Annotated in this window: 15 protein-coding genes and 1 pseudogene; 8 read left to right on the top strand and 8 right to left on the bottom strand. The window is 74.0% G+C overall.

The window, feature by feature from the left end:
* Positions 1-77 precede the first annotated feature (77 nt).
* Positions 78-527: a DUF2550 domain-containing protein gene (locus AB0399_RS22310; RefSeq protein WP_329364518.1), complete on the top strand. Its 450-nt coding sequence runs from the start codon at positions 78-80 to the stop codon at positions 525-527.
* Positions 528-615: 88 nt separating this feature from the next.
* On the opposite strand, the gene AB0399_RS22305 is transcribed toward AB0399_RS22310, so the two are convergent.
* Entirely contained in the window at positions 616-1,188 is a 573-nt protein-coding gene (locus AB0399_RS22305; protein WP_366412509.1) for a cob(I)yrinic acid a,c-diamide adenosyltransferase, read from the bottom strand.
* Positions 1,189-1,358: 170 nt separating this feature from the next.
* Between AB0399_RS22305 and AB0399_RS22300 the strand changes: the two genes are divergently transcribed.
* The 3 genes from AB0399_RS22300 (at position 1,359) to AB0399_RS22290 (ending at position 6,386) form a co-directional block, all read left to right on the top strand.
* Positions 1,359-2,207 carry a 3-hydroxyacyl-CoA dehydrogenase family protein gene (locus AB0399_RS22300; RefSeq protein WP_366412508.1) on the top strand — a complete coding sequence of 283 codons (849 nt, stop codon included), beginning with the start codon at positions 1,359-1,361 and terminating at the stop codon, positions 2,205-2,207.
* A 185-nt stretch (positions 2,208-2,392) separates the two neighbouring features.
* On the top strand, positions 2,393-2,692 hold the full coding sequence (locus tag AB0399_RS22295; RefSeq protein WP_329373889.1) for an STAS domain-containing protein: 300 nt from the start codon (positions 2,393-2,395) through the stop codon (positions 2,690-2,692).
* Positions 2,693-2,921: 229 nt separating this feature from the next.
* Positions 2,922-6,386: a hypothetical protein gene (locus tag AB0399_RS22290; protein WP_366412507.1), complete on the top strand. Its 3,465-nt coding sequence runs from the start codon at positions 2,922-2,924 to the stop codon at positions 6,384-6,386.
* A 102-nt stretch (positions 6,387-6,488) separates the two neighbouring features.
* On the opposite strand, the gene nucS is transcribed toward AB0399_RS22290, so the two are convergent.
* The gene (gene nucS, locus AB0399_RS22285) at positions 6,489-7,151 is read right to left on the bottom strand and encodes an endonuclease NucS (protein WP_328469642.1); all 663 of its coding nucleotides are present in this window, start codon (positions 7,149-7,151) and stop codon (positions 6,489-6,491) included.
* Positions 7,152-7,380: 229 nt separating this feature from the next.
* Here nucS and AB0399_RS22280 point away from each other — a divergent pair, with 229 nt between their 5' ends.
* Positions 7,381-7,773 carry an SCO5389 family protein gene (locus AB0399_RS22280; protein ID WP_328469644.1) on the top strand — a complete coding sequence of 131 codons (393 nt, stop codon included), beginning with the start codon at positions 7,381-7,383 and terminating at the stop codon, positions 7,771-7,773.
* Positions 7,774-7,959: 186 nt separating this feature from the next.
* On the opposite strand, the gene AB0399_RS22275 is transcribed toward AB0399_RS22280, so the two are convergent.
* Positions 7,960-8,985 carry an LLM class flavin-dependent oxidoreductase gene (locus tag AB0399_RS22275; protein WP_366412506.1) on the bottom strand — a complete coding sequence of 342 codons (1,026 nt, stop codon included), beginning with the start codon at positions 8,983-8,985 and terminating at the stop codon, positions 7,960-7,962.
* 334 nt (positions 8,986-9,319) lie between these two features.
* On the opposite strand from AB0399_RS22275, the gene AB0399_RS22270 reads away from it, so the two are divergent.
* A complete protein-coding gene (locus tag AB0399_RS22270; protein ID WP_366412505.1) occupies positions 9,320-9,646 on the top strand; it encodes an ATP/GTP-binding protein in 327 nt (108 codons plus the stop codon).
* A 163-nt stretch (positions 9,647-9,809) separates the two neighbouring features.
* Here AB0399_RS22270 and AB0399_RS22265 read toward each other — a convergent pair whose 3' ends face one another.
* The 5 genes and pseudogenes from AB0399_RS22265 to mce all read right to left on the bottom strand — a co-directional run bounded on the left by AB0399_RS22265 (position 9,810) and on the right by mce (position 17,257).
* Positions 9,810-10,583, bottom strand: a complete 774-nt coding sequence (locus AB0399_RS22265) for an ABC transporter permease (RefSeq protein WP_329364505.1) — start codon at positions 10,581-10,583, stop codon at positions 9,810-9,812.
* 308 nt (positions 10,584-10,891) lie between these two features.
* Positions 10,892-11,791: pseudogene (locus tag AB0399_RS22260) on the bottom strand (ABC transporter ATP-binding protein); the annotation flags it as partial.
* A 166-nt stretch (positions 11,792-11,957) separates the two neighbouring features.
* A complete protein-coding gene (locus AB0399_RS22255; protein WP_329364503.1) occupies positions 11,958-12,896 on the bottom strand; it encodes a cellulose-binding protein in 939 nt (312 codons plus the stop codon).
* 105 nt (positions 12,897-13,001) lie between these two features.
* Complete coding sequence (scy, locus tag AB0399_RS22250; RefSeq protein ID WP_329364501.1) at positions 13,002-16,556, bottom strand: polarized growth protein Scy; 3,555 nt, start codon at positions 16,554-16,556, stop codon at positions 13,002-13,004.
* Between the two features lie 251 nt (positions 16,557-16,807).
* Positions 16,808-17,257 carry a methylmalonyl-CoA epimerase gene (gene mce, locus AB0399_RS22245; protein ID WP_329364499.1) on the bottom strand — a complete coding sequence of 150 codons (450 nt, stop codon included), beginning with the start codon at positions 17,255-17,257 and terminating at the stop codon, positions 16,808-16,810.
* A 164-nt stretch (positions 17,258-17,421) separates the two neighbouring features.
* On the opposite strand from mce, the gene AB0399_RS22240 reads away from it, so the two are divergent.
* Together AB0399_RS22240 and meaB are read left to right on the top strand one after the other, a co-directional pair.
* Positions 17,422-18,606: an acetyl-CoA C-acetyltransferase gene (locus AB0399_RS22240; RefSeq protein ID WP_366412511.1), complete on the top strand. Its 1,185-nt coding sequence runs from the start codon at positions 17,422-17,424 to the stop codon at positions 18,604-18,606.
* A 129-nt stretch (positions 18,607-18,735) separates the two neighbouring features.
* The gene (gene meaB / locus AB0399_RS22235; RefSeq protein WP_329364497.1) at positions 18,736-19,695 is read left to right on the top strand and encodes a methylmalonyl Co-A mutase-associated GTPase MeaB; all 960 of its coding nucleotides are present in this window, start codon (positions 18,736-18,738) and stop codon (positions 19,693-19,695) included.
* Positions 19,696-19,756: the final 61 nt, after the last annotated feature.

The raw sequence follows: 19,756 nt of genomic DNA, 5'->3' as shown, positions 1-19,756 counted from the left end.
GGACCGCCCGCAGGGGCGGTCCGCGGCACCGGCACAGCAAGGGCGGCAACTCATTCGAGGCGAGGAGGTCGGTGGACGTGATCCTCGCTTTCGAAGTGGGCGGCGCGGTCCTGGTGGCAGCGCTGCTCGGTCTCTTCCTCTTCGGGCTGCGCCGGCGCCTCATCCAGCGCCCCGGCGGCACCTTCGACTGCTCGCTGCGCCCGGCCCCGGCCGGTGACGCCGAGTCGGCAGCCGGCAAGGGCTGGGTCTACGGAGTGGCCCGCTACAGCGGTGACCGGGTGGAGTGGTTCCGGGTCTTCTCCTACGCGATCCGGCCGCGCCGGGTGCTGGAGCGCCCCTCGATCGAGGTCACCGGCCGCCGCGAACCCCAGGGCTCGGAGGAGCTGGCCCTGCTGTCGGACGCGGTGGTGCTCTGCTGCGTCCACCGGGGTGTCCGGCTGGAGCTGGCGATGAGCGACGATGCCCTGACCGGTTTCCTCGCCTGGCTGGAGGCGGCCCCGCCCGGCCAGCGCGTCAACGTGGCGTGACGCCCGCGGCCGGCTGAGCCGCGGACGAACGCGGCGCGGCGCCGTACCGCGCGGCCGGGTGCGCTGACCCCGTGGTGCCGTGACCGGCTCAGCGGTCGCCGCCCGGCACCCACAGCACGTCGCCGCGGGCGACGTTGGCGGTGCGGGCGAGGATGAAGAGCAGGTCGGAGAGCCGGTTCAGGTAGGTGGCGGTGAGCGGGTTCATCGTGTCGCCGTGCTCGTCCAGCGCCGCCCAGGTGGAGCGCTCGGCCCGGCGCACCACGGTGGTCGCCTGGTGCAGCAGCGCCGCGCCCGGGGTGCCGCCGGGCAGGATGAAGCTGCGCAGCTTGTCCAGCTCGGCGAGGAAGCGGTCGCACTCCGCCTCCAGCCGGTCCACGTAGGGCTGCTCCACCCGCAGCGGCGGGTACTTCGGGTCCGGCACCACCGGGGTGGCCAGGTCCGCGCCCACGTCGAAGAGCTCGTTCTGGACCCGGGTCACGACGGCGGCCACCGGCTCCGCGAGATCGCCGAGCGCGAGCGCCACCCCGAGCACCGCGTTCGCCTCGTTGGCGTCGGCGTACGCGCCGATCCGCGGGTCGGTCTTGGCGGTACGGCTCATGTCGCCGAGCGCCGTCGTGCCGTCGTCGCCGGTACGGGTGTAGATACGGGTGAGGTTGACCATGCCGACGAGCGTAGGCCCTGCCCGGCCCGGTCCGGGTCGCCACCCACCCGGCCGCGCCGCCCCAACTGTGCGACCAAGGACACACGGTGACGCGGCCGACATCATGCTGCGCCGGGTGCTGAAGGGGCGTTAGGGTCCGGGCCAGATACCCCGACGGAGAGGTGTGTGCCGTGGCGAAGAAGGTCGCCGTCATCGGAGCCGGACTGATGGGCGCCGGCATCGCGCAGGTGTCCGCGCAGGCGGGCTACGAGGTGGTACTGCGGGACGTGACCGACGAGGCGCTGGCCCGCGGCCGGAGCGGAATCGCCGCGTCCTACGACAAGTTCGTGGCGAAGGGGAAGCTGACCGCGCAGGACGCCGAGGCCGCGCTCGCCCGGATCACCACGACCACCGACCTGGACGCGGCCGCCGACGCCGACCTCGTGGTGGAGGCGGTCTTCGAGGAGGTCGAGGTGAAGCGGGAGATCTTCCGCACCCTCGACCGGCTGGTCGGCGACGACACGGTGCTCGCCTCCAACACCTCCGCGATCCCGATCACGAAGATCGCCGCGGCCACCGAGCGCCCCGAACGGGTCGTCGGCACCCACTTCTTCTCGCCGGTGCCGCTGATGGGGCTGTGCGAACTGGTCCGCGGCCACAAGACCAGCGACGACACGCTCGCCCGGGCAAGGGAGTTCGCGGAGCGCACCGGCAAGACCTGCATCGTCGTCAACCGCGACGTGGCGGGCTTCGTGACCACCCGGCTGATCTCCGCGCTGGTGGTGGAGGCGGTCAAGCTCTACGAGTCCGGGGTCGCCACCGCGGAGGACATCGACACCGCGTGCAAGCTCGGCTTCGGGCACGCGATGGGCCCGCTCGCCACCACCGACCTCACCGGGGTGGACATCCTGCTGCGCGCCACCGGGAACATCTACACCGAGTCCCAGGACGAGAAGTTCGCCCCGCCGGAGCTGATGCGGCGGATGGTCGACGCGGGTGACCTGGGCCGAAAGAGCGGGCAGGGGTTCTACACGTACTAACCGACGTCACTCCAAGGAGTGAATTCGGTCTCGGTTCGCTCACAGGCGGCAACTTCTGTATACGACGGACCGTCAGTTGTGTGAGGACTGACGGGTCGACGCGTTCACGCCGCTCGCACGGCATCCATGCCGGCACCGTGTCCGCACCAGCACCGTGTCCATGCCAGCACCGTCCGGGAGTGACTATGCACATCAGGGGCGACCACGCCGAGCTGGTCGTCGGGGGGCGCCTCGACGTGCGCAGCGCTGCGGACGCCCGTACGGCCCTGCACACCGCGCTGGACGCCGGGCACGGCGACCTGGTGCTGGACCTGACCGAACTCGACTCGTGGGACGCGACCGGCCTCGGTGTGATCATGGGCGCGCACCGGCGGGCCGGCCGCGGCGGCCGCCGGCTGGTGCTGCGCGGTGTGCCCCCGCAGATGCAGCGGCTGCTGATCGCCACCCGGCTGCACCGAATCCTCGCGATCGAGGCGGAAACGTAATCCGCGGCAGCCAACCGCACGTAAAAGGCGTAACGGACGCTTCTCGCAGGTGAGGCACCCCCGGCACTTCATGGATGGTGTGCGAGCCCTTAGAGTTTGCGCATCGATGGCCAGGAGGCGTGCCACCGCGTGCGCCGCAGTAGGGGAATCCGGGCGGCGGTCCGTGAGCGCGGACCCGCGGCAGCCCGTGGCGGCCCCCAACCAGTGACGCACCTTGGGGGCGTACGACATGGATCACACCGAGCGCTTCGACTCCGTCGAGGACCCGGACGGCGACGACGGCCGTGCGGCCGGTCGCGGTGACGACCTCGCGCGGGGCGACGGCGCCCGTGCGGACCGGCCGGGACCGGCCGCGTCCGGGGTGTCGCCGTTCGGCGGCGCCTCCGGCGGTTCGGCCGGCCGGCGCCCGGCGGGGGCGTTCGACGCGTTCGCGGCCGGCGCCCCGCGGCCGGGCGCGCGGCAGGAGCAGCCCCGCGGCGAGTGGCCGGCCGCGCCGGAGCCGCCCGCGCAGCCGCCGTTCGGCCTTGGCGCCTTCGCCACTCCCGCGGTCTTCCAGGACCCGGCCGCCGAGGACGACGGGCTGGGGCTCGCGGCCGGCGCCGGAGCCGTCGCGCGGCTGAAGGGCGCCGAGAGCTTCGACGCGTTCGGGACCGGCGGGAAGAGCCTGCGCGGGACGGAGCAGAGCGCCGGGGGCGAGGCGGACGACGCGGGCGGTACGGGCGACGCGGGTACGGAAGCGGCCGGCAGCGCCGCGGGCGGCGACGGTACGCGCGGTGACCTTACGGGTCCGGGTGACGCGGACGAGGGGCGGGCACCTGGTGCCGGGCTCGACGCGTACGACCCGCTCGCCGACGACTTCGACCCCTTCGCTCCGGCCGCCCCGGTCGACCCGGCGCAGCCGGCGGACCCGGGCGCGGGCGTCGTGCCGTTCAGCGGGGGTGGCGACATCGCCGGGTTCGGTGACGGGTTCGGCGGCGGGTTCGCCGACGCCCCGGCCGTCGACGTCAGCGGCCCGGGTGGACTGGCCCCCGCGGACCGCGATCTGAGCGGCTCCGGGCCGGGCTCCGGGTTCGGCGCCTTCGGGGCGCCCGGGAACTCCGGGGCATCCGGGGTGTCCGGGGTATCCGGGTCGTTCGACGCCTTCGGCGGGTCCGGTGGCGGGTCCGGCGGGTCCGGGACCGGGGGAGGGGCCCGGTCGGGCGGCAGCTTCGACGCGTTCGCGGCGGGAGCGGTCGGCGACGGCGACCGGCTGCCCGCGCTGCGACCCAGCCACACCCCGTCGCTCTTCGACGCGACCTCGCCCGTGCCGCGGGTGACCCGGCCGGCCCGCGACCCGCTCGCCCCCGAGGTGGGCGGCGGCAGCGGCCCGGGCACCAGGGTCGAACGCGTGGTGACCGCGGACTACCTGCTCACGATCAACCACGTCGACGGCACCGAGGTCGTCAGCTGCCCGCCCGAGGAGGCGCGGGTGCCCGCGCGCCGGAGCAAGGCGGAGCGCACCGCGCGCAGCGCCGGCGCCCGGCCCACCCCGCCGCCGGGGCCGCCCGGTCCCGAACTGCCGCTGCTGGAGCGCGACGAGGAGCGGGAGCGGCTGATACGGCTGCTGGCCCGCGGCCGTTCCATACGCGTCACCGGCCCGTCCGGGGCCGGACGCACCGCCCTGCTGGAGTCCGTGGCCAACGCCTGCGGCGACCTCGCGCCCGACGGCGTGCTGTGGCTGTCCGGCTACCACCGCACCGTCGCCGACGTCCTGCAGGACCTCTACGCCGTCGTCTACGCCGGTGACGGCTACCGCCCGGCCCGCGCCGAGCTGCCCGGGCTGCTGCGCCCGATCGGCGCCGTGGTCGTGGTGGACGACCTGGAGTTCGGCGGCGCCGCGCTGGAGGAACTGCTCGCCGCGGCCCCCGAATGCGCCTTCCTGATGTCGGCCACGCCCGGCGTGCCCGCGCCCGCCGCCGACTCGATGGTCGAGGAGGTCTTCCTCGCCGGCCTCACCCGGGTCGCCAGCCTGGACCTGCTCCAGCTCGCCGCCGGCCGGACGCTGGCCGAGGACGAGGCCGCGTGGGCGGCCGACCTGTGGTTCGAGTCCGAGGGGCTGCCGCTGCGCTTCGTGCAGGCCGGTGCCCTGCTCCGGCAGCGGGACGCGCTGCGCGCGCCGGTCGAGGAGGCCGAACCGGCGGAGTGGGACGACTCGGTGTGGGAGAAGGGCGCCCCCGGCACCGGTGTGCCGTCCCCTGGCGTACGTCGGCCCGCGCCGGACCCGCTGCCCTCGCTCGCGGAGAGCGCCGCGCCCGCGGACCTGCTCGCCTCGCGGCTGAGCGAGGCCGCCCGGGAGGCGCTGGCCTTCGCGGTCGCCCTCGACGGCGAGTGCCCGCACCCCTCGCACCTGCCCGCGCTGGTCGGCGACACCCACGGTGACGCGGCGCTCGGCGAGTTGACGTCCGTCGGGCTCGCGGTACCGGTCGCCGCGCACTTCCGGCTGGCGGCCGGGGTCGTACCGCAGCTCGCCCCGAGCCTGTCGGTCGACGGCGAACTCTCCGACGTCCAGGCGCACACCGCGGCACTGCACTACGCCTGGTGGACCGGGCACCCCTCGGTCACGCCCGAGCGGGCCACCGCCGAGTCCGAGGCGATCATCGCGGCGATGACGGCCTGCCGTGACGGCGGGCACGCCAGCGCCGCGGTGCTGCTGGCCCGTACGGTCGCGCCCGCGTTCGCCGCGGCGCTGCACTGGGGGGCCTGGGAGCGGGCGCTGCGGATCGGCCAGGAGGCCGCGCGGCTGTCGGGGGAGGTCGCCGAGGAGGCGTACTTCCTGCACGAACTCGGGGTGCTCGCGCTGTGCACGGGCCACCTCGACCGGGCCCGCGCCGACCTGGAGGCGTCCATCGCGCTGCGCGCGGCGCTCGCCGACCGGCAGGGCACGGTCGTGGGCCGCCGCACCCTCGCGCTCGTCACCGACCTGGCCGGCAGCGCCGCACCGGAGATCCCGCCGGCGGCGGCGCCGGCCGAGCCGCGGGCGGCGGCCACCGGGACGCTCGCGCTGCCCGAGGCCGTGCCGCCCGTGCTCATCAGCAAGGCGCCCGCGCCCGGCGCGGCCCCCGCCGCGGGGCGCGCCGCGCCCAGCGTGCGGAAGCTCGCGGTGGTCGGCTCCCGCCGCAACCTCGTGGCCGCGGGCACCGGAGTCCTGATCGCCGCCGTGGTCGGCACGATCGTCACCCTCGGGGCCACCTCGGGCGGCGACGACCACCCGGACGACCAGGTCAAGCCGATCGAGTCCGTCCAGCAGGACCCGCCGGACACCACGCAGGCCCCGGCCCAGGACGGCACGACGGCTTCCCCGCCGGCGAGCTCGTCCACCGCCTCGCCCTCGACGACCTCCACCCCCACCGGCTCCACACCCGCGGGCACCACCACCGCCACTGGCACCACGGCCACGACCCCCTCGACCACGCCCCCGACCACCCCGAGCACGGGCCACCCGGGCGGAGGCGGCAAGCCGACCCACTCGCCGACGACGCGGCCGACCACGCCCTCGCCCACCACGAAGCCTCCGACCACCCCGCCCACGACCCCGCCGACCACGCCCCCCACGGATGACCCGACGGGCCCCTCACCCTCCATCGCCACGCAGCCCGCGAGCACACCCGCCACCACCCCGGACACCCCCTCCGATACGGCAACCGCGACCCCGTAGACAACGGTGCCCACCCAGGGGCGCGGGGAACGGCGCGAGCAACCCCCACCGGCAGGTGGTCCCTGAACCGACAGAACCGCCCACCCGGGCGGGTCAGGGGCCCTAGAAGAGGCGGAGCTTGTCGTCCTGGATGCCGCGCAACGCGTCGTAGTCCAGCACCACGCAGTCGATCCCGCGATCAGTCGCGAGCACGCGTGCCTGCGGCTTGATCTCCTGCGCCGCGAACACGCCCTTCACGGGCGCGATCCGGGTGTCGCGGTTGAGGAGTTCGAGGTAGCGGGTGAGCTGCTCCACCCCGTCGATCTCACCGCGCCGCTTGATCTCGATCGCCACCGTGGCGCCGCCACCGTCGCGGCAGAGGATGTCCACCGGGCCGATCGGCGTGGGGTACTCGCGCCGGATCAGGGTCCAGCCGGCGCCGAGCACCTCCATCCGATCCGCGAGCAGCTCCTGCAAGTGCGCTTCGACGCCGTCCTTGATGAGACCGGGATCGACCCCGAGTTCGTGCGACGAGTCGTGCAGGATCTCCTCGATCGAGATGATCAGCTGTTCGCCCGCCTTGTTGGTGACCGTCCACACACCGTCGTCGCCCTCCTTGAGCGAGCACGGCGGGGACATCCAGTTCAGCGGCTTGTAGGCGCGGTCGTCCGCGTGCACGGACAGGCTGCCGTCGGCTTTGATCAGCAACAGCCTTGTGGCGGAAGGGAGATGAGCGGAGAGCCGACCGGCGTAGTCCACGGAGCAGCGGGCGATCACGAGGCGCATGGTGTGCAACGCTATCCGACCCCGCCCCCGCCCGGAAAATTGGCCGGTTGTGGGTGTCGCCGCCTGGTGCGGCCGCGCAGGTGACGCCTACGGTTGACGTACCGGGGCCGACGATCCGCACTTTGGGGCGGCCTCCGGGCAACACGTCCTCCCGCACGGCGCTTCCGGCCGTGCGCGGTGCCCGCAGACCCCCGTCCGCTCAGGACGCGTGGTCACGAGAGGAGTACCCATGTCGCTCGACGTCTCACCGGCCCTTCTCGAACAGGCCGAGCGAGGCGAGGTCGACGAGCAGGAGTTCGTCGACTGCGTCCGGACGTCCCTCCCTTACGCGTGGGAGATGATCAGCTCGCTGGTGGCGCAACTGAAGGTCGACGGAGGGGAGTTCGCCGACAACCAGGTGCCGCCGCCGAGCGAGAAGGAACGCGGCCAACTGCTGCGCGCACTGGCCAGCGACGCGATACGCGGCGCGCTGCAACGGCACTTCGGGGTGCGGCTGGCCTTCCAGAACTGCCACCGGGTGGCGGTGTTCCCCTGGGACCCGGCGGTGGAGCGCAGCTTTGACGAGTTCACCTCGTTGCGGTCCCAAGTGCTCAACCAGTCACCGGAGTTGCGGGACTGCTGAGCCGGCTGCGCCGATCGGCCCGTCCGCGGGGCCGGTCGGCGCGCCCACCCGCCGCGCCCACCCGCCGCGCCCACCCGCCGCGCCCACCCGCCGCGCCCACCCGCCGGCGCCGGACCGGCGGCCGTAAACGATCAACGGCGCCGCACACAACCAGGCGTGCCGCCGTGCCGGGCGCTCCGCACCGGATCAGGCCAGTTCCGGGAGCACGTCGCCGCCGAGCCGGGCGACGTTCTCCATGGTCGCGTCGAGGTCGCCGGAGCCCTCGGCGAGCAGGGCGAAGCGGGTGATGCCGGTGCGTTCGGCGGTGGCGGCCAGCCGGTCGGCGCACAGCCGCGGCGACCCCACCGGGTGCAGGGCGCAGAGCAGTTCGGTGTAGCCGTGCGGGTCGCGCATCGCGCGCGGGCTGCCGTCGTAGGTGCGGTGCGCGGACAGGCCCTGCTGGAGCCAGCCGGGCATCGCCTTCGCCAGCACCTCCACGGCGTCCGCGCGGGTGTCGGCGACCTGCACCACTCCCGCGGAGACATGGCCGGCCGCCGCGACCACGTCCGGCGGGTGCCCGGCGGCGAGCGCCGCCTGCCGCCACATCGCGACCATCGCCGCCTTGTCGTCGTCGCCGCAGTGCATGCCCAACAGCATCGGCAGGCAGCGCCGGGCGGCCTCCCGTACGGTCCCGGGCGAGGTGCACGCCACCACCACCGGGGGGCCCGGCCGCCCGTCGAGTTCGTCCGGCCGCGGCACCACCGCCACCTCGCGGAAGGCGTACCGCGGGCCGGTCGCCGCCACGGCGGGCTCGCTCAGCCAGCGCATCAGCAGATCGAGCGATTCGGGGAAGCCGCGCTCGAAGGCGTCGAGTCCGGTGCCGAAGACCTCCAGGTCCACCCATGGCCCGCCGCGCCCCACGCCGAGGGTGAAGCGGCCGCCGGAGGCGAGGTGCAGCAGCGCGGCCTGCTCGCCGAGCGCGACCGGGTGGACGGTGGGCAGCACGCTCACCGCGGTGCCGACCCCGATCCGCGAGGTGCGGCCGAGCATGATCCCGGCAAGGGTGACGGCCGACGGGCAGACGCCGTACGGCACGAAGTGATGCTCGGCCAGCCACACCGAGTCCAGCCCCGCAGCCTCCGCCGCGTCGGCCGTGGATATCGCCCGGCTCAGCGCCTCGCCCTGGCCCTGGCCGGGGAACTGGGCTGCGAGAACGAACGTCCCAACGCGCATCACGCACTCCCTCTTTCCCCGTCCAACGCTTGGCACGTGCCAAAGGCACGGCCTGGCCCGGGAGTTTTCATGATTTTCGGCAGCCGATGAGCGGGCGGCAGCCGGGCGCCAGCCGGGAGGCGGGCGGGACGCGGGCGGGTTGCGGAAGGGCGGCGGAAGCGCTGCCGAAGGGCGCTGGGCGGGCGTCAGGAGGGCGGCGGGCCGCGTGTGGGTGTGCCGCCGGGCCCGGGGCGTACGCGTAACCTGGAGGGACGGTTCGGCCCCGGCGGCTCGGACCGGTCCGCTGTCGAACCAGTGCAGCCCGGGGCCTGGCCGGGCAGAGCGCGAGGTGTCCGTGTCGCCGCGACGTAACCGCCCGTACAAGCCGGCGCCCGCGCAGGAGCGCGAGTCGGGCCTCGGCAGCGGCCGGACCGAGGAGTGGCAGGGCGAGGAGTGGCAGGGCGAGGAGTGGGTGGTGCGGCCGATCGCCGGCAGCGCCTCCGCGAAGCACTACCGCTGCCCGGGCTGCGACCAGGAGATCCCGCCCGGCGTCGGCCACGTGGTGGCCTGGCGGGAGTACGGCGGGGTGGACGACCGCCGGCACTGGCACCGCGCCTGCTGGAACGCGAGGGACCGCCGCACCAGCAAGGTGCAGCGGTCCCGTAACGCCCCGCGGTACTGACGCGCACCGCGGTCCCGAACGCTCCGCGGCATCGGTTCTTTCGGTGGTCGCGCCCGCCGGCGGATTCACTCGTTCGAGTGACGCGTTCCGTGCTCCCGAAGTGGCGTGACGCGCCCGTGCGGGCGGGCCTGTCGCAGGCGCGGACCGGCGGGCGGACCCGGGCTCAGGCGTCGCGCTGCTTGAGTACCACGTAGCCGCCGATGAGCACCGCGATCACCCACAGCGCCATGATGCCGATACCGCCCCAGGGGCCGTACGACGTGTGGTCCCCGGAGCCCGGCACCACCTGCATAATCTTCTGACCGGCCTGGTCGGGGAAGTAGCGGGCCACCGACTTGACCTTCGGCACCGCGCTGAGGATCGGCGAGACCAGGAAGAAGAACGGCATCAGGATGCCCAGCCCCAGCATCGGGCTGCGCAGCATCGCCGCGGTGCCCACGCAGAACAGCACGATCAGCGTCATGTACAGCCCGGCGCCGAACACCGCGCGCAGCACGCCGTGATCGCTGATCGAGGCGCTGTGCGAGCCGAGCAGCGCCTGCCCGACGAAGAAGGTCAGGAAGCTGGTCACCATGCCGACGATCAGGGCGAGCACCCCGGCGACCGCGACCTTCGAGGCGTAGAAGTGGCCGCGCTGCGGCACCGCGGCCAGCGAGGTGCGGATCATGCCGGTGCTGTACTCGCTGGAGATCACCAGCACGCCGAAGACGATCAGCGCGAGCTGGCCGAGGGTCATGCCGAAGAAGCTGGTGTTCGTCGGGTCGAAGGTCGCCTTGTCGGACGGCGACATCGAGCTCCACTGGCTGTTGAAGACGGCGCTGATGATCGCGCCCAGCGCGATGGTGACCAGGAAGGCCAGCGCGAGCGTCCACACGGTGGAGCGCACCGAGCGGATCTTCGTCCACTCGGACTGGAGGACGGCGGAGGTCGAGGCCATGGTCAGTGCCCCTTCTTCTTGCCGTTGTCACGCCACTGGGCGCCCCACTCGGGGGCGGCGGGAGGCGGCGGCGCCGCTTGACCGCCCTGGCCCGGCTGCTGCTGCCAGCCCTGCCCCTGCGGCGCGCCCTGCCCCTGCCCCTGCGGCACTCCCTGCCCCGGTCCGTACGGCGAGGCACCGTACGGCGACGCTCCGTACGGCGAGGAGCCGTACGGAGGCTGCCCCGCGGGCGCCCCGGGCTGCTGCCCGGCAGCACTGCCCGGCACCGGAGCCCCGGGCCCGCCGACCGGCCCCGGGCCGACCTGGCCATGCGCGTGGTACTCCACCGACTCCGCGGTGAGCTGCATGAACGCTTCCTCCAACGACGCCCGCTGCGGGCTGAGTTCGTGCAGCACCAGCTGGTGCTGCGCCGCGAGTTCGCCGAGCGCGGCAGCGTCGCCGTCGGTGATCTCGAACGCTCCGTCGCCGGTTTCCACCACGGTGTAACCGGCCTTGGCCATCACGTCCTTGAACCGCTCCTGCTGCGGAGAGCGCAGCCGGACGTAGGACCGCGAGTTCTTCTCGATGAAGTCGGACATCGAGGTGTCCGCCATCAGCCGGCCGCGGCCGATCACGATCAGGTGGTCGGCGGTCAGCGCCATCTCGCTCATCAGGTGGCTGGAGACGAAGACCGTGCGGCCCTGGGCGGCCAGGCCCTTCATCAGGTTCCTGATCCAGTGGATGCCCTCCGGGTCCAGTCCGTTGACCGGCTCGTCGAACATCAGGATCTCCGGGTCGCCGAGCAGCGCCCCGGCGATGCCCAGCCGCTGGCCCATGCCGAGCGAGAAGCCCTTGGAGCGCTTCTTCGCCACCGCGCTCAGGCCCACCGTCTCCAGCACCTCGTCCACCCGGTGCTTGGGGATGCGGTTGGACTGCGCCATGCACAGCAGGTGGTTGTACGCGGTGCGGCCGCCGTGGATCGCCTTGGCGTCCAGCAGCGCGCCGATGTACTTCAGCGGTTCGCTGAGCTGTGCGTAGTGCTTGCCGTCGATCCGGACACTGCCGCTGGTCGGGTTGTCCAGCCCCAGCAGCATGCGCATCGTCGTGGACTTGCCCGCGCCGTTCGGCCCGAGGAAGCCCGTCACCACGCCGGGGCGCACGGTGAAGGTCAAATGGTCGACTGCGGTCTTGTCCCCGTACCGCTTGGTGAGCCCCTGCAACTCAATCATGGGCCCGAGGCTACTTCAGACGGCGCAACCCCCGCCCGAGGAGGGGCGGGGGTTGTGGAAAAACGTGCCTCCACCAGTCGCCGACCAGTGGTACAGCCCGCGAGCGGAGCCGCCGGCCAGTGGCACCACCGCGGGGCGGAGCCGCCGGCCGGCGCCGAAGTGCCGGTCAGCGGGACTGCTGGGCCGGGACGCCGCGCGAGACCGGCTCGTCGTCGGCGGGGGAGCCCGCCGCGGCGACAGCCGCACCCGTGAGCGTGGCCAGCATCTCGCGCACGTTGGTCAGCTGCGCGTTGATGCTGTCGCGGCGGTTGGTGAGCGCCGCCAGCTCGCGCTCGGACTCGCTGCGAATCCGGTCGGCCTTCGCGTTCGCGTCCGCGACGATGTCCTCGGACTGGCGCTGCGCGGTCTCCACCGTCTGGCGGGCGCGGCGCTCGGCGTCGGTGCGCAGCTTCTCCGCCTCCAGGCGGAGCTGCTCGGCGCGGTGCTCGATCTCCGCCAGCCGCTTCTCCGCCTTCGCCTGACGGGACGCCAGGTCCCGCTCGGACTGCTCGCGGCGCTTGGCCAGGTTGGTCTCGAAGTCCGCGGCGGCCTGGGCGGCCTTGGCGCGAGTCTCCTCGAACAGCGCATCGGCCTCCTCACGCTTGGCCGAGGCGTCCTTCTGCGCGTCCGCGCGCAGCTGCGTCGCGTCGCCCTTCGCCTTGTCGACGATCCGCGCGCCCTCGTCCTCGGCCTTCGCCTTGCGGTCGGAGGCGTAGGACTCGGCGTCGCTGCGGACCTGGGCGGCGGCCGACTCGGCCAGCTCGCGGTGCTGCTCGGCCGCGCGGCGGGCCTCCTCGCGCAGGTCCTTCGCCTCCTCCTCGGCGAGGCGGAGGATCTTCTCGACACGGGCGCCGAGACCGGCGTACGACGGCTCGGAGTCGGTGACCTGGGCCTGGGCGTTCTGGGTTTCGAGGTGCAGTTCCTCGATGCGCTTCTCCAGCGCGGTGATCCGGGTCAACGCGCTGTCACGGTCGGCGACGAGCTTGGTGATGCGGTCGTCCACCTGACCGCGGTCGTATCCGCGACGCACGAGCTCGAAGCCGAAGGGGGAGGAAGTGTCGCTCATGGGGTTCCTGTCGATGATTCAGACCGGTGAGGTGATAGGGGGAATCCTAGGGGGCGCGGCGGCGTGTCACCGAGCCATTGCGTATTCGGTATGGAGAATGTCCGCTCAATCGAGTGGAGCCTCGTCGGACCGCTTGCCGCTCGTACGAGTGGCGGGTGCGCCCGCGCCGGCCGCGACGGCGCTCTTGCCGGACCCGCCGGGCGCCTCGAACGACTCCAGCGCCTCCAACACGTCCTGGACCCGGGAGATCTCCGCGTTGATGTCCTCTCGGCGGCGCACCAGGACCTCCAACTCTCTTCTGCCCTCCGCCACGACGCGCTCGGCTTCGGCGCGCGCCTCGCCCTTGACCCGCTCCGCCTCGCGTTCGGCCTCGGCCTTCTTCTGCTCGGCTTCCTTGAGCAGGCCCTCGACCTTCTTCACGGCGGCGATCCGGACCTTGCTCGCCTCCGACGTGGCGGTGCTCTTGATCTCGGCGGCCTTCGCTTCCGCTTCCCCCAACTGCTCGGTCGCGGCGGCCACCAGCTTGTCCACCCGCTCGCCGACCACCTTCATGGCCTCGGCGGCCTCCTTGCGGGCCCGCTCGTGCAACTCCTCCACCTCGGACTCCACCCGGCGGCGCAACTCCGCTGTGCGGTTGCGGGTGTTGGTGGCGTCGTTGCGCGCCTCGGCCAGTAGCGTATCGGCGTCGGTGCGGGCGCGCTCCACCATCCCGTTGCCCTCGTTGGTGGCCTCGTTGACGATCCGCTCCGCCTCGGTGCGGGCCGCGCCGACCATCGCGTCGGCGTGCTGCTCCGCCGCGGCCTGCGTCGTGACCGCCTCCGCCTGCGCCTTGCCGATCAACTCGTCGGCCTGCTCGGCCGCTTCGCTGCGCCGCTTGTTCGCCGCCTCGCGCGCCTCGTCCAGGATGCGCTGCGCGTGCGTACGGGAGTCCTCGGCGGTCCGCTCGGCGCTCGCGAGCGCGTCCCGGGCCTGGGCGCCGAGGCGTTCGGCCTCCTCGCGTGCCTTGCCCACGAGTTGGTCGGCCTGGTTCGCCGCGTCGGTACGCATCCGGTTCGCGTCCTCGCGCGCCTCGGAACGCAGCCGGTCGGACTCCTCGATCGCCTCGCTGACCGTGCGGTCGGCCATCGCGCGGGCCGCCTCGGCCTCCTCGGCCGCCTCCCGGCGGACCCGGGACGCGTCCTCACCGGCCCGCTCCCGCTCGGAGTTGGCGTCGGAGTGCAGCCGGTCCGCCTCGCCCTGCGCCTCGGCGCGCATCCGGTGGGCGGCGTGCTCCGCGGCCGACCGCAGCCCGGCGATCTCCTCCTCGGCCTCCTGACGCAGCCCGGCGACGGAGTCGCGCACCTGCTGCGCGGTCCCCTCGGCGGCGGCCACCAACTCCGCCGCCCGCTGCTCCGCTTCGGCGACCAGCCGGTCCGCCTCGACGCCGGCGTCCTCCACCCGCTTGCGGGCGGCGGCCAGCAACTCCTCGCTCTCCCGGCGGGCTTGGGTGCGCTCCTGCTCGGCCTCGGTGCGGGCCGCGCCCAGCACCTCCTCGGCCTCCCGGCGGCGCCGGGCCGCCTCCTCCTGGGCCGCGCCCAGCGCCTCGGCGGCCTCCACCCCGATCCGCTCGGCGGCGGCCGCGGCCTCCGCGCGCAGCCGGTCCGCGGTCTCCTGCGCCTCGGTCCTGCGCTGCTCGGCGTCGGCGGCCGCCTCGGCCTGCAGCCGTACGGCGACGGACTCGCCCTCCGCGCGGGTCTGCGCCGCGTCCGAGGCCGCCTCGTCGCGCAGCCGCACCGCCTCCGCCTCGGCCTGCTCCTGAAGGACGCGGACCCGCTCGGCGGTCTCGCCGCGCAGCCGCTCGGCCTCCTCGCCGGCCTCGGCGCGGACCCGGTCCGCCTCGGCGGTGGCCTCGCGCAGCGCCTGCTCGGCACCGACGACCCGCGCCTCGGCCTCCTCGCGCAGCCGGGCCAGGTCGCCCTCGGCCTCCTCGCGCATCCGCGCGGCGACCGCCTCGGCCTCGGTACGGGCCTGCGCGAGGGTCTGCTCGGCCGCCTCCTTGGCCGCCTCCGCCTGCCGCCCGGCCTCCGCGTGCAGCTCGTCGGCCTCCGCGCGCGCCTGCCGCAGCGCCTCCTCGGCCTTGGTGTTCAGCGCCGAGGCCCGCTCCACGGACTCCGTGCGCATCCGGTCGGCCTCGGCGGTCGCGCCCTGCCGCACCTCGTCGCCGTCGGCCTTCGCCTTGGCGAGCAGCTCCTCGGCCTTGCTCGCGGCCTCCTCGATCTGCTGGACCGCCTCGCGCCGCGCCTCGCCGCGGATGCGCTCGCCCTCGGCGACCGCGTCGGCGCGCAACTGCTCGGCCTCGCCGCGCAGCCGCCGGGCCTCCTCCTGGAGCTCGACGGTCCTGGCGCGGTACTCCTCGGTGTCGTCCTGGGCGGCGCCGCGCAGCTCCTGCGCCGACGCCTCCGCCTCGGCCCGCAGCCGCTCGGCCTCCGCGTCGGCCTCGCGGCGGATGCGCTCGGCCTCCTCGGCAGCGGCCTTCGTGGTGGAGCGGGCGTCCTCGGACGCCTTGGTGAGGATCTCCTCGGCCGACCTGGCCGCCTGGGCGAGCTGGGCGGCGGCGTCCTCGGTGGCCTTGGCGCGGGCGGTCTCCTGCGCCTCGGCCCTGATCCGGTCGGCCTCCGCGCGGGCGTCGGCGACGGTCTGCTCGGCCTCCGCCTTGGCCGCCTCGGCCTCCTTGGTGGCCTCGCCGACCATGCGGGCGATCTCGGCGCGCGCGGTCTTGGTGCGCTGCTCGTTCTCGGTCTCGGTGGCCGCCAGCCGCTTGGCGGCGCCGGCCGCGGCCTCCTCGCGCAGCCGCTCGGCCTCGGTGGTGGCCTGCCGCAGCGTCTCCTCGGCGGCCCTGGCCCGCTCGTCGGCGAGCCGGGACAGCTCGGTGGCGCGGGTCCTGGCCTCGTCGGACTCGCTGCGGGTGGTGGTGCGCAGCGCCTCGGCCTCGGTGGTGGCCTCGGTGGCCTGCGCGGAGGCGGTGGCCATCAGCCGCTCGGCGTCGGCGCGCGCCCGGCGCAGCAACTGCTCGGCCTCGGCGCGGGCCGCCTCGGCCTCCGCGGTCAGCCGCTGGCTGGTCTGCTCGGCGATCCGGGTCGCCTCGGCCCGGGCGGCGGCCAGCGCCGCCTCGGACTCCGCGCGGGTCTCGTCCAGCAGCCGCCGGGCCTGCGACTCGCTGCGGGCCCGCAGCTGCTCGGCCCAGGCCACGTTCTCGTTGACGTGGGTCTCGACGGTGGCGCGCCGCTCGGCGAGCTCCTCGTCGAGCTGGCGGCGGCGGGCGATCGCCTCGGTGTGCCAGTCCGACTCGAACCTGGCCTGGTGCTCGGCCTGCTCCTGGAGCAGCCGCTGGGTCTGGGCGCGGGCCTCGCGCAGCTCCCGTTCGGCGTCGGCGCGCAGCTGGTCGGCCTGGATCTGGGCGTTGCGCAGCAGCTGGTCGGCCTGGTGGCCGATGTTGTCGTAGGCGGGACGGGTGGCGAGAGTGCGGCGCGCCTCGTGCAGCTTGGCGCGCAGCACTTCGACCTGGTAGCCGAGGTCGTCGGCGTGATCGACCGCCTTGCCGCGCTCGGTACGCAGCCGGTCCATCTCGGCTTCGAGTCGAGAGAGCTGGTCGTCAGCCCGGTAGCTGTCGTTGCCCCGCACTCCGCGGTCCCATCGGTCTCCTGGCGTCCTCACCCGCCAACCGGGTGAGATTCTCCGTAGCTCGGTTTGAGAGAACAGAGCTATACGAAGAATGGTGTCAGATCAACGTCACGGAGCGGGAGCGTACCCAGGAGCGTGCTCCCGGCCGCCCACCCCGGTCGGCCCTCGGTCACTCTACCGGGCGGCACCGGGGTTGGGTCAGTGGTCTCGGGCCTGTTCGGCGGTCCTGGGGGCCCGGTTCGGCCGGATCGCTACGCCTTGTCGCCGGCGTCGGGGGTGTGCGGGGCGGAGGTGACCAGCTCGGTGAGCACCCCGTGGCAGTCCTTGGGGTGCAGGAAGGTGATCCGCGACCCCATGGTGCCGATCCGCGGCTCCTGGTAGAGCACCCGCACGCCCTTGTCGCGCACCGCCTCGGAGTCGGTGTCGACGTCCCCGGTGCCGAAGGCGATGTGGTGCACGCCCTCGCCGTTCTTCGCCAGCCACTTGCCGACCGCGGAGTCCTCCCGGGTCGGCTCCAGCAGCTGCAGGTAGGAGGCGCCGCCGTCGTCCGTCCCGCTGATCCTGATCATCGCCTCGCGGACACCCTGCTCCTCGTTGACCTCGGTGTGCTCCACCTCGAAGCCGTACGTGGCACGGTAGAACTCGACGGTCGCGTCGAGGTCGAAGCAGGCGATCCCGATGTGGTCGATGCGTGTCAGCATGCGCACAGTTCACCGTACCGGCGGGCGGTCACGCAACGTGCGCGCCATCACACGTTCCGCCTCGTGACCCGGCGACTACCGGTCAGTACATTGACGGTAACCCTCGTTAACCTCTCTTCAGCCGAAGGGGCCGCACCATGACCAGTCAGGAAGCCCGCACCTCCGTGATCGTCGCCGGCGCCCGCACCCCGATGGGGCGGCTGCTCGGCAGCCTGCGCACCTTCTCCGGCGCCGACCTCGGCGGTGTCGCGATCAAGGCCGCGCTGGACCGGGCCGGCATCGCCGGCGACCAGGTCGAGTACGTGATCATGGGGCAGGTGCTCCAGGCCGGCGCCGGCCAGATCCCGGCCCGGCAGGCCGCGGTCAAGGCCGGCATCCCGATGAGCGTGCCCGCGCTCACCGTGAACAAGGTGTGCCTGTCCGGCCTCGACGCGATCGCCCTCGCCGACCAGCTGATCCGGGCCGGCGAGTTCGAGATCGTGGTGGCCGGCGGCCAGGAGTCCATGACCAACGCGCCGCACCTGCTGCCCAAGTCCCGCGAGGGCCACAAGTACGGCGCGATCGAGATGCTCGACTCGATGGCGCACGACGGCCTGACCGACGCCTACGACGAGATCGCGATGGGCGCGTCCACCGAGCGGCACAACACCCGGCTCGGCATCGAGCGCGCCCCGCAGGACGAGTTCGCCGCGCTGTCCCACCAGCGCGCCGCGGCCGCCCGGAAGAACGGCCTGTTCGACGCCGAGATCACCCCGGTGGAGATCCCGCAGCGCAAGGGCGACCCGGTGGTCTTCGCCCAGGACGAGGGCATCCGCCCGGAGACCACCGCGGAGTCGCTCAGCCGGCTGCGGCCCGCCTTCGCCGACGCCACTGGGGCGGGCACCATCACCGCGGGCACCTCCTCGCAGATCTCCGACGGGGCCGCCGCGGTCGTCGTGATGAGCCGGGCCAAGGCGGAGGAGCTGGGCCTGTCCTGGATCGCCGAGATCGGCGCGCACGGCAACGTGGCCGGGCCGGACAACTCGCTCCAGTCGCAGCCGTCGAACGCGATCAACCACGCGCTGCGCAAAGAGGGGCTGACCGTCGGCGACCTCGACCTCATCGAGATCAACGAGGCGTTCGCCGCGGTCGCCGTGCAGTCGATGAAGGACCTGGGCGTGACACCGGAAAAGGTGAACGTCAACGGCGGCGCGATCGCCCTCGGCCACCCCATCGGCATGTCCGGCGCCCGTATCGTGCTGCACCTGGCCCTCGAGCTCAAGCGGCGCGGCGGCGGCACCGGAGCGGCCGCCCTGTGCGGCGGCGGCGGCCAGGGCGACGCCCTGATCCTCCGCGTCCCGGGCAACTGACGGGGAAAGGGTGCCTACGGTCGGCTGACGGCGGAACGGCGCCCCCGGACCGGACCTGAGGGCGCCTCGCGGGCGCGGCTTCCGGGGCCCGGAGGCGAACCGAGGACCAGAGAGCGGAAAGAGGTCGAGGTGCAGGCGGACGTCGGGACGCTGGTGGAGCAGGCGCGGGAGGGGCGGCCGCGGGCGGTGGCGCGGCTGATCTCGCTCGTGGAGGGCGGTTCCCCGCAACTGCGCGAGGTGATGGCGACGCTCGCCCCGCTGACCGGCGGAGCCTACGTCGTCGGGCTGACCGGTTCACCCGGCGTCGGCAAGTCCACCTCGACCTCGGCGCTGGTCACGGCGTACCGCAGGTCCGGCCGCCGGGTCGGCGTGCTCGCGGTCGACCCGTCCTCACCGTTCTCCGGCGGAGCCCTCCTCGGCGACCGGGTCCGGATGTCCGAGCACGCTTCGGACCCGGGCGTCTACATCCGCTCGATGGCCACCCGCGGCCACCTCGGCGGCCTGGCCTGGGCCGCCCCGCAGGCCATCCGGGTGCTGGACGCCGCCGGGTGCGACGTGGTGCTGGTGGAGACCGTCGGCGTCGGCCAGTCCGAGGTGGAGATCGCCGCGCAGGCCGACACCTCGGTGGTGCTGCTCGCCCCCGGCATGGGCGACGGCATCCAGGCCGCGAAGGCCGGCATCCTGGAGATCGGCGACGTCTACGTGGTGAACAAGGCCGACCGCGACGGCGCCGACGCCACCGCCCGCGAGCTGAACCACATGCTCGGCCTGGGCGAGGCCCGCGCGGCCGGCGACTGGCGGCCGCCGATCGTCAAGACGGTCGCCAGCCGCGGCGAGGGCATCGACGAACTCCTCGACGCCCTCGACAAGCACCGCGGCTGGATGGAGGAGCACGGCGCCCTCGTCGAGCGGCGCCGTGCCCGTGCCGCCGGCGAGATCGAGACCATCGCCGTCACCGCGCTGCGCCGCCGTATCGGCAGCCTGCACGGCGACGCCCGGCTCTCCGCGCTGGCCGGGAAGGTGACCGACGGCACGCTCGACCCGTACGCGGCGGCGGACGAACTCGTCGCGGGCCTGACGGAGTCGTAGCGGCGGGGCCGACCCGATCGCGGCCCCACGCCGACCCGCTCGCCGTGGCCGCGTCGCGCCG

Source organism: Streptomyces sp. NPDC088194 (genome assembly GCF_040702025.1).
Taxonomy (GTDB): Bacteria; Actinomycetota; Actinomycetes; order Streptomycetales; family Streptomycetaceae; genus Actinacidiphila.
This window is presented reverse-complemented; position numbering and strand designations above follow the sequence as displayed.